Source organism: Weissella bombi (genome assembly GCF_900094835.1).
Classification (GTDB): Bacteria; Bacillota; Bacilli; order Lactobacillales; family Lactobacillaceae; genus Weissella; species Weissella bombi.
In genome coordinates this window covers 40,820-57,636 of record NZ_FMAO01000012.1, presented here as the reverse complement: position 1 = coordinate 57,636, position 16,817 = coordinate 40,820, and the positions used below count along the sequence as shown (strand labels likewise).

General features: G+C 36.6%; 13 protein-coding genes and 2 tRNA genes. 14 read left to right on the top strand and 1 reads right to left on the bottom strand.

Features of this window, described 5'->3' with window-relative positions; genetic code table 11:
- Positions 1 to 6: 6 nt before the first annotated feature.
- From GA0061074_RS07590 to GA0061074_RS07540, 11 genes are all read left to right on the top strand, one after another.
- A tRNA-Tyr gene (locus tag GA0061074_RS07590) sits at positions 7 to 89 on the top strand.
- A gap of 9 nt (positions 90 to 98) precedes the next feature.
- A tRNA-Gln gene (locus tag GA0061074_RS07585) sits at positions 99 to 171 on the top strand.
- Positions 172 to 366: 195 nt separating this feature from the next.
- The gene (locus GA0061074_RS07580; protein WP_092463435.1) at positions 367 to 1,116 is read left to right on the top strand and encodes a DUF975 family protein; all 750 of its coding nucleotides are present in this window, start codon (positions 367 to 369) and stop codon (positions 1,114 to 1,116) included.
- Between the two features lie 76 nt (positions 1,117 to 1,192).
- On the top strand, positions 1,193 to 3,088 hold the full coding sequence (locus GA0061074_RS07575) for an acyltransferase family protein (RefSeq protein WP_092463433.1): 1,896 nt from the start codon (positions 1,193 to 1,195) through the stop codon (positions 3,086 to 3,088).
- Positions 3,089 to 3,216: 128 nt separating this feature from the next.
- Complete coding sequence (locus tag GA0061074_RS07570) at positions 3,217 to 3,675, top strand: MarR family winged helix-turn-helix transcriptional regulator (protein ID WP_092463431.1); 459 nt, start codon at positions 3,217 to 3,219, stop codon at positions 3,673 to 3,675.
- Entirely contained in the window at positions 3,675 to 4,595 is a 921-nt protein-coding gene (locus tag GA0061074_RS07565; RefSeq protein ID WP_092463429.1) for a metal ABC transporter solute-binding protein, Zn/Mn family, read from the top strand. Before GA0061074_RS07570 ends, GA0061074_RS07565 begins: the two co-directional genes overlap by 1 nt.
- Positions 4,592 to 5,284, top strand: a complete 693-nt coding sequence (locus GA0061074_RS07560; RefSeq protein WP_092463427.1) for a metal ABC transporter ATP-binding protein — start codon at positions 4,592 to 4,594, stop codon at positions 5,282 to 5,284. Before GA0061074_RS07565 ends, GA0061074_RS07560 begins: the two co-directional genes overlap by 4 nt.
- A complete protein-coding gene (locus GA0061074_RS07555) occupies positions 5,277 to 6,059 on the top strand; it encodes a metal ABC transporter permease (RefSeq protein ID WP_092463437.1) in 783 nt (260 codons plus the stop codon). Before GA0061074_RS07560 ends, GA0061074_RS07555 begins: the two co-directional genes overlap by 8 nt.
- Positions 6,060 to 6,198: 139 nt before the next feature.
- The gene (locus GA0061074_RS07550; RefSeq protein ID WP_092463425.1) at positions 6,199 to 7,830 is read left to right on the top strand and encodes an ABC-F family ATP-binding cassette domain-containing protein; all 1,632 of its coding nucleotides are present in this window, start codon (positions 6,199 to 6,201) and stop codon (positions 7,828 to 7,830) included.
- Positions 7,831 to 8,049: 219 nt separating this feature from the next.
- On the top strand, positions 8,050 to 9,414 hold the full coding sequence (locus GA0061074_RS07545) for a glycoside-pentoside-hexuronide (GPH):cation symporter (protein ID WP_208855583.1): 1,365 nt from the start codon (positions 8,050 to 8,052) through the stop codon (positions 9,412 to 9,414).
- Between the two features lie 26 nt (positions 9,415 to 9,440).
- Positions 9,441 to 11,384 carry a glycoside hydrolase family 127 protein gene (locus GA0061074_RS07540; RefSeq protein ID WP_092463421.1) on the top strand — a complete coding sequence of 648 codons (1,944 nt, stop codon included), beginning with the start codon at positions 9,441 to 9,443 and terminating at the stop codon, positions 11,382 to 11,384.
- 77 nt (positions 11,385 to 11,461) lie between these two features.
- Here GA0061074_RS07540 and GA0061074_RS07535 read toward each other — a convergent pair whose 3' ends face one another.
- Positions 11,462 to 12,382 carry an AraC family transcriptional regulator gene (locus GA0061074_RS07535; protein ID WP_092463419.1) on the bottom strand — a complete coding sequence of 307 codons (921 nt, stop codon included), beginning with the start codon at positions 12,380 to 12,382 and terminating at the stop codon, positions 11,462 to 11,464.
- 197 nt (positions 12,383 to 12,579) lie between these two features.
- Here GA0061074_RS07535 and GA0061074_RS07530 point away from each other — a divergent pair, with 197 nt between their 5' ends.
- The 3 genes from GA0061074_RS07530 (at position 12,580) to GA0061074_RS07520 (ending at position 16,815) form a co-directional block, all read left to right on the top strand.
- Entirely contained in the window at positions 12,580 to 13,920 is a 1,341-nt protein-coding gene (locus GA0061074_RS07530; RefSeq protein ID WP_092463417.1) for an MATE family efflux transporter, read from the top strand.
- Between the two features lie 265 nt (positions 13,921 to 14,185).
- Positions 14,186 to 15,448 (top strand): glycoside hydrolase family 27 protein, encoded by a 1,263-nt coding sequence (locus tag GA0061074_RS07525; RefSeq protein ID WP_092463415.1) that lies wholly within the window; start codon positions 14,186 to 14,188, stop codon positions 15,446 to 15,448.
- Positions 15,449 to 15,465: 17 nt separating this feature from the next.
- Positions 15,466 to 16,815: an MFS transporter gene (locus tag GA0061074_RS07520; protein WP_092463413.1), complete on the top strand. Its 1,350-nt coding sequence runs from the start codon at positions 15,466 to 15,468 to the stop codon at positions 16,813 to 16,815.
- The last annotated feature ends 2 nt before the right edge of the window (positions 16,816 to 16,817 follow it).

Sequence of the window (16,817 nt, the reverse complement as noted above, 5' to 3'; positions counted from 1 at the left end):
ATATATGGGGGTTTAGCGAAGTCCGGTCAAACGCGGTGGACTGTAAATCCATTCCTTCGGGTTCATAGGTTCGAATCCTATAGCCCCCATTTAATCATTGGGATATGGCCAAGTGGTAAGGCATCGGTTTTTGGTACCGTGTATTCGCTGGTTCGAATCCAGCTATCCCAGCTAAACGAAGAGTCAATGAGCAATTTGCTTGTTGGCTTTTTTTTGTTTTATTTATTTTGCCATCATTATTAGGAAAAATAGACTTTTAATCGTATAATTGAAAGATACGCTATTGAAACGATTTTTTAATGTATTTCAATAATGACAATCAGAGATATGTTAAGATTTAAAAAATTAATTTAAGAAAGGTGATTTATGTTTACTAATTATGACTTAAAAAAACAAGCCAAAAGATTTGTTAGTGGCGAAAATTTTGGGACGGCACTCAAATTATCAATCATTTTAGTTCTTTGGCAAGTGATATCAGTAATACGAGACAATGTTGAGCCGGCAGCAAATATTAATATTGAGGATACCCAATCGACAGGTGAATTATTTTCAACATTATTTAGTATTGGTGTAGAGACTTTGACGACCAGTATTTTAACTGAAGTGGTAGTTGGTATCTTTACGTTAGGTGTAACCTGGGGGTTTGTTGAGTGGCATCGTCGTAAAAAAGCACCGGAGCATCCGGTGAAAACTGGTTTACAGTTTATAAATAAAAAGAACATTGTTGACGTTGTCGTATTGCTTGGTCTACGTTTTATTTTTACGTTCTTATGGACGTGCCTATTCATTATACCGGGTATTATGAAAACATATTCTTATTCGCAGGCAACTTTGCTGTATGCGGAAGATGTTCGTGCTGGCCGTGAAATTTCTTCGCTTACTTCATATCTGAAGAAATCAGAGAAGATGATGCGTGGTTATCGGTTGCAACTTTTCTGGTTACAAATTAGCTTTATTCTCTGGTGGATTTTAGTAGCAATCACATATGGTATCGCTGCCTTGTATGTTGTGCCATACTATCAAGCAGCCATGTCGGAATTTTATGTTGCTTTGCGCGATCACGATGAACCAACTAGTCGACCAAAGATGCGTTTTGATGAAAATGACGAGTTGTAGGTATTTGTAAACGAGCAAACAACGAGTTAGAGGGATTTAGTTTTTACAATTTTAGAAGTATTTAGGAAGAGAAAAAATGAGCCAAGGTGTCACAAGTAAGCCACGTTATATTACGGGATTTGATGGGCTTAGAGCAATTGCTGTAATTGGGGTAATTATATTTCATTTATGGCCAAAGGCGTTGCCAGGGGGATGGATGGGTGTACCACTGTTCTTCGTTCTGTCAGGGTATTTGATTACAGATTTATTAATACAAGAATATGATCGTAATGGTCGTATTGATGTGCTAGGCTTTTACAAACGTCGTATTAAGCGTTTGTATCCAGCGCTTGTAATAATGTTGTTTGGTACGGCAACATATATTGCTTTGTTTGCACGTGATTTACTTTATAATTTGCGAGCAATTATTGGCAGCAATATGTTATATGTTTATAACATTTGGGCAACCAAAAATGGTGACTCATATTTTGATTCGTGGGGTGGTTCGTCACCATTTACACATTTATGGTCGTTATCAATTGAAGGTCAATTTTATTTGATTTGGCCAATCATTGTGATGATATTACTAGGACTACGTATTCGTCGTTTATCAATCGGCTTTTCTATGATTGGACTTGCTGCTATTTCGGCAATTTTATTGGCAATCATGTATGATCCGATGAATATTAATCGTGCTTATTATGGTTCAGATACACGTATTTTTGCTGTCTTATTTGGTGCAGCTTTAGCATTCGGTTGGCCTTCACGACGGATGAAATATATTTTATCACCACGTGTGAAACGAAATCTAAATACGCTGGGTGGCATTGCGCTCGCACTAACGATTATCACGTTCTTCGGGCTAAATGGTGAATGGCGGATGACTTATATGGGCTTGATGTTTGTTGCAACGGCAATTATTACAAGTTTGATTGCCATTACCGCTCATCCAGCATCATTTTTGAGTCATGCATTGGATAATAAGGTTTTTAATTACTTAGGTAAACGCTCATATAGTATTTACTTATATCAATTACCAGTCTTTGTATTTTTTGATCGTTTAGTAAAACATCATGATGCATTCTGGATGGATATTATAAAGATTATTATTGTTTTAATCCTTGCAGAATTAAGTTATCGCTATGTAGAAAATGTTTTCCGTCATATGAAGAAGAGTAAGCCTTGGTATACTGCCTTCGTTTCACAACGTAGTATTCAAATTACCGCTTTGGTTGCCGTTCTTTTGACGTTGGGAACTGGATATGCCGTTTCAGCTAAGGAAACAGCACATGCTAAACCTAAGAATACGTTAGAGAAGCGTTTAGATACTAATAAAGATCGTATTAGCCAGGCTAACAAAAAAGTCGAAGAGCAAGCTAAAAAAGCTAAACAGAACGATAGTAAAAAGGCTGAAAGTCATAAGATTGATCCAAATTCACTTTCACAAGCAGATCGTGATTTAATGTCAAAGTATGGTTTGACGGCTGAGCAATTTGCATCCCTACGTGATCAACGTGTTACAGCAGTTGGTGATTCAGTTATGGTTGATGTGGCGCCTGATTTGCAAGAATTAATGCCTAATACGGTTGCCAATGCGACTGTGGGGCGCCAAGCTTATTCAATTCCAGATATCTTGGATTCATATAATAGCCAAGGATTGTTATCGCCAAATATCATTATTTCTATTGGAACAAACGGTGAAATCGGTGAAAATGACTTTAAGAAAGTTATGGATATCGCTGGTAAGGATCGCCAAGTATTTTGGATTAATGGTTTTGCTGATCGTGATTGGGTTGGCAAGAATAATGATTTCTTGTCTAAGCAGGATAGTCAATACAAGAATTTGCATGTTATTGACTGGGCGGCACTTGTTAAAAATCATCAAGATTGGTTAGGTGATGATAAAGTTCATCCTAATGAAAATGGTTCAGTACAGTATGCAGGTCTAATTGCGAAGTCAATGGCTGATGTTTACAAGGATACTAATAAATAAGTACAGTTAAATAAAAGAGAGAGGTTGGGACAAAAGAAATTGTTCCAACTTTTTTTATCGCCTTGCACTAACTAATAGTACGTGTTATTATTAACTGGTTAATTAACCAGTTAAGGAGATTTAAACTTATGGCAACTGAATCATATGCAAATCAAATTGATAATTTTTTGAATCACTTAAAATTATCTTCTGAAAATCAACGTGAAGTTTTAATCGGCGCAAACGATACAGACATTACGACTACGCAAGGGCATCTGTTAATGTTGTTGGCACAAAATGGCCCACAAACAAACTCTGAATTATCTCGAGCATTGCATGTATCGGGAGCGGCTGTAACGAAAGCAATGAAGAGTTTGTATATTCGTGATGAACCGATGGTGAACGTTGTACCTGATGAAGCTGATCATCGTGTTAGTCGCTGGTCTTTGACCACACTTGGTATTGCGATGGCATCTGCACACACGCAACGGCATCGTGAAACAATAGCAGAGTATGAAAGTCTCTTGGCAGAATTTTCATTAGAAGATCAACAGGTTATCAGTGACTTTTTGTCACAATTAACGGAGCGTTTAACTGGAGAAAAATAATGACATCAAAAAAGCATAGTTTTATTTGGCTACCAATTTTGATTGTTGTCGTGTTGTTAGGTATTATTTTTTATCAAGCATGGCAACGTAAGGAGCAATCATCTCAGCAGGCTAGTGGCAATCAACTTGAAGTGGTCGCTAGTTTAGATAGTTATGGTGAAATGGCTAAAGCGGTTTTAGGAAATGCTGGTCATGTTGTTAGTATTATTGATAAGCCAAATATGGATCCGCATGAATATGAACCAACAGCTAGTGCAGCAAAACAATTTGATAAAGCAGATGTGATTATATCTAATGGTGGTGGCTTTGATAATTGGAGTGTTAATTTTGCAAAACAAAATGACACAGCAAAGCACATTAATTTGGCGAGTGTTTATCATTATAAAGACGGTGAAGATGGTAATAATGAACATTTTTGGTATAAAACGGATGTTACAACACGTTTAACGCAAAAATTAGCTGAGACATATGGTGAATTGATGCCGGCCAAAAAAGCTTATTTTGAAAAAAATGCAAGAGCTTATCAAAATAAGGCTCATAAGTTAATTGATTGGCAACACAGCGTTAAGCAACATCTAAAAGGTAAAAGTTTATTAGCAACTGAACCTGTTTTTAATAATACGTTGTTAGCATTGGGTGCACAGATGGAAGATACTAATTTTGCCCAGGCGATTGAAGAAGGGGATGATCCAACGCCAACCGATGTACGTGAGTGGCATCAATTAATTGATCAAGGCAAGATTGCGGTTGTAATTGATAATCCGCAGTCGACAGGTAAATTGGCCACGCAAGGGGTTGATTATGCGAAAAAGCATCATGTACCAGTGGTAAAGGCGCGTGAGACAAAGCCAGCCAACACAACGTATATTGATTGGCAGATTAATCAACTAAAGGCATTAGATGAGGCATTACAGAAATGATTATTTTAGATGGTAAAGATATTGGTATTAAATTTGATGACCGTTGGCTTTATCAAAAAGTGAATTTCCAATTAATTCAAGGGCATAATTTAGCCTTGATTGGGGATAACGGTGTTGGTAAAACAACGATGATTCGTGCCATGTTAGGTAAGATTCCCTTAACAACTGGTGAGTTTGTATGGCACGATAACGTTAATCGAAAAATTGCATATGTACCGCAATATCGGCCTGATATGCAGGCTTTCCCGTTGCGAATACGTGATTTTGTGGGTTTGACATTTGATCGTGGGTTAAGGCCATGGCTGTCAAAAGCGGAAAAACAAAGATTAGCGGCTGTACTTGCAATTACGAATTTAACAGACATTGCAGACAATCGAATTGATAACGCTTCGGGTGGTGAACGGCAACGAGCTTATTTGGCGCAAGCACTTGTATCAAATCCGGATATTTTAATTTTAGATGAGGCAACGGCAAATTTGGATAATGTTGCTAAATATGCGTTGATGGATGTTGTTCGTAATTATCAGCAAAAATATCAATTAACAACAATCATGGTTAGTCATGATATTGATATTATGCAGAAATACGCAGATGAATACTTATTGTTAACTGCAAATGGTAGTGAGTACGATATGATTGATCATTTGGATGTTACCAAGTTAAAGGAAGGAGGCCATGTTCTTGTTTAGTTTTCCTTTTATGCAACATGCGTTGATAGCGGGTACTTTGATTGCAATTATGAGCGGTCTGATTGGACCATTTATTGTAGCACGCCGCATGTCATTCTTGGCACATACATTGAGTGAGATTGGCTTTGCAGGTGCCTCGTTTGCTTTATTTATGAGTTGGTCTCCTCTGATAGGAATGTTGTTATTCTCAGTCGTTGCATCAATGAGTGTTGGTAGTTTGGGTATTAAAGAACAACGTTCGGAGTCGTTGATTTCGGCAGTTAGTGCAGTTGCGATTGGATTGGGAATTGCATTTTTATCTCTTTCAAATAAAAGTGCAACTGCAGCTACCGGAATTTTGTTTGGATCCATTTTTAGTATTAATAAAGGGGATGTGGTTGAGGTCGTTGTATTGGCAATTCTAGTCATTTTGGTTACTTTGCTAATGTTCCGTCAACTACGCCATTTTGCCTTTGATTATACGACGGCTAGTTTTAGTTTAAAAAATATTCAATTAATTGAGATATTGTTTTTAGGTTTGATGGCTGTAACGGTTGCCGTTTCAGCACAAGTAGTTGGTTCATTGTTAATTTTTATTTTGATGATTTTGCCTGCTAGTTCGGCAATGCGTTGGGGACGGACTGTATGGCAAATTATTGGCCTATCAATTGCGTTTGCAGTTTTTGGTGTTTGGTCAGCGCTTGGATTATCATTTTGGTTAGACCTGCCAGTATCATTCTTCATTGCGTTAATTGAAGCGGGTATCTACTTTATTAGTTTAAGCAGAAAAAAATAACGGAAAAATAGCTTTATTAAGGCGTTAAGCTTGCGTATGAATAGGGCATTTGATAAAGTTATAAATGGTATGCTTGCTTGAAGTAAGTGATAATAAACGATTAAAATAACGCAATATTTTGTAGGAGAAGAGATCAAATATGTTAACAGTTTCAAATGTATCAGTGGCTTTCACTGGTAAAAAATTGTATGACGATGTGAATTTGAAATTCACACCAGGTAATACTTACGGAATTATCGGGGCAAACGGTGCTGGTAAGTCAACTTTCTTGAAGGTTTTGGAAGGTAAATTACAACCAACGACTGGTACTGTTTCAATGGATCCTAATGAGCGTATGTCATCATTAGTACAAGATCACTTTGCTTTTGATCAATACACTGTATTAGATACGGTTATGCAAGGTCATAAAGAACTTTATGATGTTAAAAATGAAATGGATGAAATTTACTTACACGATCCATTTACTGATGAAGATGGTATTCGTGTTGGTGAATTATCAGCACGTTTTGAAGAATTAGATGGTTGGACAGCTGAAACTGAAGCTAGCCAATTACTTCAAAGTATCGGTATTCCTGAATCACAACACCAAACGATGATGTCAGACTTACCCGAAGTTACAAAAGTTAAGGTTTTGCTAGCACAAGCTTTGTTTGGTACACCTGATATTTTGATTTTGGATGAGCCTACTAATGGTTTGGATACGAAGACAATTGCTTGGTTGGAAGATTTCTTGGCTGACTACAAAAACACTGTGTTGGTAGTTTCCCACGACCGTCACTTCCTAAACGCTGTTTCAACAATGATTTTGGATGTTGATTTTGGTAAGATCAAGCTATTCGTTGGAAATTATGATTTCTGGAAGCAATCTTCTGAATTAGCACAACGTTTGCAGTCACAGGCTAATGCTAAGAAAGAGGAGCAAATTAAAGAATTGCAAGACTTTATTGCTCGTTTCTCTGCAAATGCATCAAAGTCAAAGCAAGCAACGTCACGTAAAAAGCAATTAGAGAAGATTACGTTGGATGATATTCAACCATCATCACGTAAGTATCCATACATTAACTTTGAAATCTTGCGTGAGATGGGTAACGATATGCTACGTGTTGAAGGTGTTTCAAAGAGTGTTGATGGTGTAAAAGTTCTAGATAATATTTCATTTACGGTTAACCCTAATGAAAAGGCACTAATTTTGGCTGAAAACGACGTTGCTGCGACGATGATTTTGGATATTATTGCCGGTAAGGTAAAGCCTGATACTGGTAAGGTTACTTGGGGTGTTACGACAACGCAAGATTACCTAGCTAAGGATATGTCAACCAACTTCCCTAATCCAGATCGTCCTATTTTGGATTACCTACGTGACTTTGCTTCAAAGGAAGAAAGTGATAACACATTCCTACGTGGTTTGTTAGGACGTATGTTGTTCAAGGGTGAAGATGCTGAGAAGACATTGGATGTCCTTTCAGGAGGTGAGAAGGTTCGTGTTATGCTATCAAAGTTGATGCTAACGAAGGCTAATGTCTTAATCTTAGACGACCCTACTAACCATTTGGATTTGGAATCAATTACGTCATTGAATGATGGCTTGATTAACTTCCAAGGTGGTATCATCTTTACATCACACGATCGTACTTTTGGTCAAACCATTGCTGATCACATCATTGTTGTTTCTGATCAAGGTGTTATTGATCGCGCTGAAACAACTTACGATGAATTTATGGCGCATCCAGAAGTACAAAAGCAATTGGATGCTAAGAACATTGTTTTGTAAAAATTAATAGGTATTTTAAAACATCAAGTTTATCTGTATTTTGGTAAATTTGATGTTTTTTATTATGGATAAAGAGTCGTTTTTGGTTACTTTAGGTAGTATAATGTCCCTTTTTTGATTCGTTGAAAGCGGTTACAATTTAAAGTGTTATCGATAGCTTAAAAGAATTCTTTTTAAAATAATGCTTTAAAAGATATTAATTTAATGAGAGGGAACATAATGGATACATTATCTAAAGCTAATGAAAAATTGTCTACGTCTGAAAAGTTAGGTTATACCTTCACTGATATGGCGGGTAATTTACTTTATGTTACAATTACAACTTATATTCTGTACTTCTATACAGATGTTTTTCAAATCTCTGTTGCCGCATCAGGAACAATTTTATTAATTGCTCGAATAGTTGATGCGATTAGTGCACCAATTTGGGGATCAATTGTTGATCATACACATACAAGATGGGGACAAAGTCGACCATATTTTCTTTGGCTAGCAATTCCATTTGCGCTATCGGTGTTTTTGGCTTTTACTGCGCCAAATCTACACGGTAATGCAAAAATGATTTACGCTGCAGTTACATATATTTTGGCTGCTGGAGTTATCTATACGGGGGTACAAACACCAATAACTGCGATACTACCTAGTCTGACGACTAATCCGAAGGAAAGAATTAGTGCTAATACTTGGCGAATGTGTGGTGGTCAAATTGGGGCTTTTATTACTAGTAGTTTTGCATTATCATTCATTGCCTTTTTTGGAAAGGGAAATGACAAAGTTGGTTTTATGTGGACAACTGCCTTATTCGGTATAGTTGCTGTAGGCATGTTTTTATATGCGTTTACGCATTTGAAGGAAAAAACGGTTGCTGTAACAAAACCCATCCCTTTTAAAGATAGTGTAAAAGCCGCTGTAGGTAATAAGCCGTGGTTTATTTTGGTAATATCTTTTGCGATTTATTGGATTGCACAATCAGATAGAAATGGTATAGCAGTATATTATGCAAAATACAATCTTGGTAATGAGCAGTTAGCATCAATCTTAAATGGTGTAGGAGTTCTAGGGTTACTAGCAACAGTATGTATACCATTTATTGTTAAAAATACAAACAAGACATTAACTATGATGATTGGATTAGCTATTGGAACTATTGGTCAAGTAATGGTGGCAATAGTTGGTGATAATTTAGCCTTGATTATTACCGCCTGGATTATTGGAACGTTTGGGGCTTCAATTGCTTGTGCAATGCCGTTTGCAATGTTGGCAGATACGGTTGACTTTGGGGAATGGAAGACTGGCATTCGTGCATCTGGTTTCCTAACAGCGGTTGGTTCTGCTTTTTGTATCCAATTAGGTTCAGGGTTTGGTAGTTTTATTCCGTCAAAGATTATGGCTGCCGCAGGCTTTGTAGCTAATAAAACACAGGATACAACAGCATTATCATCGATTAATTTTTGCTTTATCTGGTTACCGGTAATAATTTATGTGGTTGTGGCTATTTTAATGAGTTTTTATTTGAAATATGAAAAAAATGAACCAAATATTCTTGCCGAATTAGATAAGCGTCATGCAGAAATGATGTCATAAAAATTGTAAAAAGAGGGGAACTAAAAATGTTATCAGTAAAAAATGTAGAAATCACGTCAGAATTTTGGAAACGTTATCGAGAACTTGTTGTGAAAGAGGTCTTGCCCTATCAATGGGATGTTATGAACGACGAAGCGGATATTGATATTTCCATCAATCCACAAGGTGATGGTCGAAATCAAAAGAGTAATGCAGTGGCCAATTTAAAAATTGCGGCAGGACAAATGGATGGACACCATTATGGTTTTCCATTCCAAGATACTGACGTTTATAAGTGGTTAGAAGCGGTGGCATATTCTTTTGAATATCATCCTAACCCTGATTTACAGCAAATTACGGATCGCTTAATTGATTTGATTGCTGACGCGCAGGATGATGATGGTTATCTATCGACATTTTTCCAAATTGATGCACCTGAACGTAAGTTTAAACGTCTACAGCAATCACACGAATTGTATTCAATGGGTCATTATATTGAAGCAGGTGTTAGTTATTATGAAGCAACAGGTAATGAAAAGGCCTTAGAAATTGCTCGTCGTATGGGCGATTGCATGATTGAAAACTTTGGGTTAGAAGATGGTAAAATTCACGGTTATGATGGTCATCCAGAAGTAGAATTAGCCTTGGTAAGGCTTTATGAAACTACTAACGAAGATAAGTATTTAGAATTGGCACATTACTTCCTAAATCAGCGTGGTCAAAATCCAGATTTCTTTGATAATCAAAATAAAGCAGATGGTTGGGATAACGAATTACTTGATGGTATGAGAGACTTACCACGAACATATTATCAAAGTGCAGAACCAATTAAAGATCAGCAGACGGCGGATGGACATGCAGTAAGAGTTGTTTATCTATGTACTGGAATGGCATATGTGGCACGTTATACACATGATCAAGACTTGTTAGAGGCTTGCCATCGTTTCTGGAATGATATTGTTAATCGTCGTATGTATATTACTGGAAACATTGGATCAACAACTACAGGTGAAGCATTCACTTATGATTATGATTTACCTAATGATACGATGTATGGTGAGACGTGCGCATCCGTAGGAATGGCATTTTTTGCTCGTCAGATGTTGAACATTGAAGCAAATGGTTCTTATGCAGATGTGCTTGAAAAAGAACTCTTTAACGGCTCAATTAGTGGAATGGCATTAGATGGAAAACACTTCTATTATGTAAATCCACTTGAAGCCGATCCAGAAGCTAGTCAAGGTAATCCCGGTAAAAGTCATATTTTGACGCATCGTGCAGATTGGTTTGGGTGTGCATGTTGTCCAGCCAACCTTGCAAGATTAATTACATCGGTTGATAAGTACCTATATACGGTTAATGATAATCAAATTTTGAGCCATCAATTTATTGCGAATAAAACGCAATTTGATAATGGTATTGTTATTACACAACAAAATAATTTCCCATGGGAAGGTAATATTCAATATGATATTACAGGTGTTGAAACAGCAACATCATTTGGTATTCGTATTCCTGGATGGTCGATGTCTAATTATTCATTAGTAGTTAATGATGTTCAGCAAGAATTAACACCACAAAATGGGTTTGTGTACTTAGATATCACAGGTGATACACATATTGAATTAACATTAGATATGAGCGTTAAATTCATGCAAAGTAATAACTTGGTACGAGCAGATTATGATAAGACGGCGATTATGCGCGGTCCATTAGTATACGCTGCCGAACAAGAAGATAATTCAGCACCACTTTGGTTATACCGTGTGGATACTAAGCAAGAAGCACAAGTTCAGTACGAATCAGAATTGCTAAATGGTGTCGTAACGATTAATTTAGCAGCCAAAAAGGAAAAGGTTGATAGTGATACATCAGCTTTGTATCATGAACTAACAATAAAACAAGAAAGTGATGTTGTATTTAAAATGGTGCCATATTATTCATGGGCTAATCGATCAGATGGTCAAATGATGACGTGGATTAATTATTAGATTAAGACTCATTTAAAAGGTCTCAAACTTACTGTATGCTTTGTAAGTTTGAGACCTTATCTTATTTGAAATAAGTATTATTTTAGAAAATGTACTATTCTTTTTGGAATAGGGATGGCTGGATCAATATCAGGATTGTTGTGATGAATTAAAGCATTACTCTTTCTGAATTCTGAAGGTGTGACACCAGTGACTCGTTTAAAGCAACGGATAAATGTTTTTTCATTTGTAAAGTACGAATTATATGCAATTTCTTTAACTGTTAATGGTGTTCTGATTAGTAGTAACGACGCAACATCAATCTTAATATTATTAATATAACTAGAGATGGTCATGCTTGTATTTTTCTTAAAAGTGCGGGACATGTAATCAACATTAAGATTAAATTGTTGTGCTATTTGACTAACCGATAATTCACTTGAAATGTTGGAGCGAATCCACTCTTTAATTGCCTCAATACGATAGAATTCAGGCCGTTCATCTTGTTTTTCCAATTGTTTAAGGTAATTAGTTTCTAAATTTATTAAGAGTGCGCTAATTAAAAAATCGCGTTCGTCAATTAATTGATTATCGTTATGAATAGATAGAATTTGATGAATACGTAATAAGGCGTCATCAGCCTCTAATACGTTGAATTTTTGTGGCAAAATAATGTTGGTAGTTTTTTTCTTGGTGTTATCCATAATGAGTTGTGCATCATGGTCGGTTATTGTTTGATGGGCATTTGATATAAAATGCAACCAATAAAAGTTTACAGGTTCTGAGGTATATGTTGTACCTACTATTGGAATAGACGGCGGAACAAAACAAACATCATTTTTGTTAAGCACCACTTCTTTCATACCGATTTTTAAATATAAAGGACCGTGCAAACAAAAAATTAATTCATAATCCGGATAATTAATAATTTTACTATGACGCCAATTATCAGTGGACATAAATTCACCACTTTTGTAGTAATGAACTGGTTGATTTAATTTTAATAATTCGTAGCTCATAATGTGTATGTCTTTCTGTCTTGTATAAAATTACTAATATTTAATTATTCACATACTAGTATAAATAGAAATTTTAAATAAATAAAGCGCTTACATATAATATTATAAATACTAGTCAAGTTTATTAATAGACAAGTGTTTATAAATTATTCTATACTGTTATTTAATGTAAATTTTTAGGAGTTAAGGAGGGGCGAATGCAAGATTTAACAAAAGGAAACCCAACGAAAGTCATTTTAATGTTTGCGATTCCATTGATGATTGGAAATATGGTGCAACAACTATATAACATTTCAGATACGTTGATTGTTGGACAAACGCTAGGTGTTCAGTCATTGGCAGCGGTTGGTGCAACGGGAAGTATTCAGTTTTTGGTTATGGGGTTCGTGCAAGGTTTTTCATCAGGAATGGCAATAACAACGGCACAAAGATTTGGGGCACAAGATTATCGAGGTGTCCGTGCAGCGTATGCGGCTAGTATTGTTGCCGCATTAATTATGTCAGCTATTTTGACAGTCGTTAGTTTAGTATTTTTGGATATGCTATTGCATGTTATGCAGACACCCGCTGCGATTTATGATCAATCTAAATTGTTCATTAGCGTTATTTTAGCGGGTACAGTTATGACAATGGGCTATAATGTCATAGCGAATACATTACGTGCTGTTGGTGATAGTAAGGCGCCTCTTTACTACCTAATTATTGGAATGGTTGTTAATATTTCTGTTGAATTGCTATTAATTGTTAAATTCCACTGGGGTGTTGAAGGCGCAGCAACGGCTACTGTTTTCGCACAATTTGTAACGATTGCATTTTCTTACTGGCATATTTCAAGATTCACCGATGCCTTACGATTGAGCTGGTCAGATTTTAAATTACGAAAAGGTGATTTGAAACGACAATTTAAGTCAGGTGTTCCAATGGGCTTCCAACAATCAATTATTGCAATTGGTGCGGTAACATTGGCAGCAGCTGTTAACACATTGGGAACAAATGCGGTAGCCGCAAATACTGCTGCATCAAAGGTTGATCAGATTAGTACGTCAATGTTAATGGCCTTTGGGGTTGCGATGGCAACGTATACAGCACAGAATTACGGTGCGGGTAAATTTAGTCGTATTCTAGTCGGTGTTAAGAAGTCATTGACGATGTCAATCAGTGTCAGTGTTGTTTTAGGCTTAATTGAAGTTATTTTTGGACGTGATTTGGTTAGTCTATTCGTTGGTGCTGGTCAGCACGAAGTAATGGATTTGGCGCAAGAGTTTTTCTGGGCTAATGGACCGTTCTACTTTATTTTGAGTACGTTATTCATTCTTCGTTATACATTGCAAGGACTTGGTGATGTACGTACGCCAACCTTGGCTGGTATGGGTGAAATGGTTATGCGTTCAGTCACTGCCTTCTCATTGGTTGTATGGTTTGGTTTCTTTGGGGCCAGCTTAGCTAACCCATTGGCATGGTTAGGTTCATTATTGTTCTTAATTCCAGCTTGGTTTGCAATGGTTAGAAAGTTAAAAGAAGCTGACAGTGTTGCGTAGTGTATAAAAGATACATGAAATTTTTAATTTCAAGTTAATAAAATTCATTTTTTTAAGAGTGGGAGAAGACAATTTTTAAATTGTCTTCTCCCACTCTTTTTTTGTTATGAAATAGTTTTAGGGTTTCGAATTTATGCATTTGGTAAACATTTAAAACTAAAGTGTTAAGTATCTTTGATTTGTACGGACGAAAATCTTATTCTATATCTTGTAAGCGGTTACACATTAATTATTGAGAATGTCATTCAGTTATTTGGGGGTTAAAATGATTAACAAAAATATCGCCAAAGTTCCACCAAAGGGTTGGAATAGTTGGGATGCGTATGGCGCTTCAGTTACAGAAGACGAAGTTAGAAAAAATGCAGATTTCATGAGTAAGTATTTAAAACAATATGGTTGGGAATATATTGTGGTAGATATTCAATGGTATGAGCCAACGGCTAATTCATCTACTTATCATAATTTTACACCGTTGTTGATGGATGACTATTCGAGACTAATACCTGATGAAAAGCGTTTTCCATCAGCAAAAGATGGACAAGGCTTTAAGCCATTAGCAGATTATGTTCATAGTTTGGGATTGAAATTTGGTATTCATATTATGCGTGGTATTCCGCGACAGGCAGCACAAAATGCAACGTCGATTATGGGAACGAATAAAACAGCGCGAGACATTGCGTTAAATAATATTTGTCCATGGAATGCCGATATGTATGGTGTTAATATGTCGATTCCTGAAGGTCAACTTTATTATGATTCATTAATGGAATTGTATGCATCGTGGGGTGTTGACTTTGTAAAGTGCGATGATATTGCAAGTTCTAAGTTGTATAACGATAAAAGTTGGCGACCCGAAATTCAAGGTTTGCATCGGGCAATTATGCATAGTGGTCGTGATATGGTGCTTTCATTGTCACCCGGGCCAGCACAGATTGAAGATGGTGCCTTACTACAAAGCAATGCTAATATGTGGCGAGTTACTGATGATTTTTGGGATGATTGGTCACTATTGTTAGACATGTTTGATCGGGCTGAAAAATGGGCGCCTTTATCAAAACAGGGTAATTGGCCAGACTTTGATATGTTGCCATTAGGTCACATTGGTATTCGTTCAGTTGATGGACCAGGTGGTGATCGACAATCACGGTTTACAAAGAGTGAACAACGTATGTTGATGTCTCTATGGTGTTTGGGTCAATCGCCACTAATTATGGGTGGTGAATTGACTGATATGGATGATTGGACAACTAAATTACTAACAAATCAGACATTGTTGCATATGAATGATTATATTCAAGAGAAGCGCCAAGTATATCGGGATGATAATCAAATTATTTGGTATGCTGCTGATGATAAAAATGAATATGTTGCAGTATTTAATATTTCTGATAAAGAAATTTTACTTAATCCAAATGATTTACCAGATGTTGTTGTACCAACTAAAGGATATAGCATTTGGGATAATCAGGACGTAGACATGACTGATTATGCGTTATCATCACATGATGTGTGCTTGATACAAGTTTAAAAAAGAAGGTTAGAACGATGGAACCGAAAGCAAAGAATCAAAAATTAGGCTTTTTGGAAAAATTTAGTTATAGTCAATTAGATTTTGCCGGGCAATTAGTGGCACAAGTTGTTGGTGCTTACTTAATGTACTTCTTCACGGACGTGGCCTTGTTACCAGCCGCTGCCGCTGGAACAATTATGGCAGTAGCACGTATTATGGATGCGGTTGGTGCACCGGTATGGGGAACATTAATTGATATGACTAACACGAAATGGGGAAAGGCACGTCCTTATTTCTTATGGCTAGCCATTCCGTACGCTGCCGCTGGAATTTTGCTATTCTGGGCACCAGATTTAAGTACAACAGCTAAAGTTTGGTATTGTGGTATTGTTTATATTATTTATGGGGCTCTTTATCTAGGAATTAACGCACCATTAACAACCATGCTACCTTTGATTACAGCAAATCCTGATGAACGTGTTGTGCTTAATTCATGGCGTATGGTTGGATCGAATTTAGGAGTCTTCATTGTTAATTCGTTAACATTACCATTGGTTGCATTCTTTGGTAGTGGTAATGATGTTAAGGGATTCCGAATCTTTATTATATTGTTTGCAGCAGTGAATGCTGGCTTGACGTTATTCTCATTTGCTCATACTCGTGAGCGTGTTAAAACGCCAGGTGTTGAACGAGTTACCTTGAAAAAAGGTATCCATGCTATGCGTGGAAATTGGCCATGGATAATTGTTGTTGCTGGTAATTTCTTGTTCTGGATTGCACAACAAAATCGTCAACAAGGTATGGTTTACTACTTTACTTATTACTTCAAAAATAAAGATTTGGTAACTTTCTTTAATTCTATTTCTTTGATTCAATTGTTAGGAATTGTTGCAATTCCGCTAATGAACAAATACTTATCAAAGAGTCGTATTTGGGCATTAGGTCTAGCAACAGCTGTACTTGGACAGATAATTATAACGGTTTCAGGATTAAATGTACCTGGTGCTGTTATCGGTTGGTTAGTTGGTCAAGTTGGATCAGGAATTGCTGTTTCAATGCCATTTGCTATGTTAGGTTCAGCGGTTGATTTTGGTGAATGGAAGAATGGTATCAATGCAGCGGGATTGTTAACAACAATTGGATCAGCATTTTGTATGTCGATGGGGCAAGGAGTTGCCGGATACTTAAACGGATTCTTCCTAAGTGCCTTTGGTTATGTTGCTAATCAAACACAGACCGCACATGCGCTACTAGGAATTAACATTGATTTTAATTGGGTAACGTTATTGGTCTATGGAGCGGCAATTATTCCAGCATTGATGTATCAAAAGTATGAAAAGATGGAAGATCAGATTGGTGTTGACTTAGAGAAGACACGTGCTTAATT

What these genes read in the sequence shown, in the direction of transcription:
- GA0061074_RS07580 (WP_092463435.1), top strand. Translation starts at nt 367, where the DNA reads ATGTTTACTAATTATGACTTAAAAAAACAAGCCAAAAGATTTGTTAGT.
- GA0061074_RS07575 (WP_092463433.1), top strand. Translation starts at nt 1,193, where the DNA reads ATGAGCCAAGGTGTCACAAGTAAGCCACGTTATATTACGGGATTTGAT.
- GA0061074_RS07570 (WP_092463431.1), top strand. Translation starts at nt 3,217, where the DNA reads ATGGCAACTGAATCATATGCAAATCAAATTGATAATTTTTTGAATCAC.
- GA0061074_RS07565 (WP_092463429.1), top strand. Translation starts at nt 3,675, where the DNA reads ATGACATCAAAAAAGCATAGTTTTATTTGGCTACCAATTTTGATTGTT.
- GA0061074_RS07560 (WP_092463427.1), top strand. Translation starts at nt 4,592, where the DNA reads ATGATTATTTTAGATGGTAAAGATATTGGTATTAAATTTGATGACCGT.
- GA0061074_RS07550 (WP_092463425.1), top strand. Translation starts at nt 6,199, where the DNA reads ATGTTAACAGTTTCAAATGTATCAGTGGCTTTCACTGGTAAAAAATTG.
- GA0061074_RS07545 (WP_208855583.1), top strand. Translation starts at nt 8,050, where the DNA reads ATGGATACATTATCTAAAGCTAATGAAAAATTGTCTACGTCTGAAAAG.
- GA0061074_RS07540 (WP_092463421.1), top strand. Translation starts at nt 9,441, where the DNA reads ATGTTATCAGTAAAAAATGTAGAAATCACGTCAGAATTTTGGAAACGT.
- GA0061074_RS07535 (WP_092463419.1), bottom strand. Translation starts at nt 12,382, where the DNA reads ATGAGCTACGAATTATTAAAATTAAATCAACCAGTTCATTACTACAAA.
- GA0061074_RS07530 (WP_092463417.1), top strand. Translation starts at nt 12,580, where the DNA reads ATGCAAGATTTAACAAAAGGAAACCCAACGAAAGTCATTTTAATGTTT.
- GA0061074_RS07525 (WP_092463415.1), top strand. Translation starts at nt 14,186, where the DNA reads ATGATTAACAAAAATATCGCCAAAGTTCCACCAAAGGGTTGGAATAGT.
- GA0061074_RS07520 (WP_092463413.1), top strand. Translation starts at nt 15,466, where the DNA reads ATGGAACCGAAAGCAAAGAATCAAAAATTAGGCTTTTTGGAAAAATTT.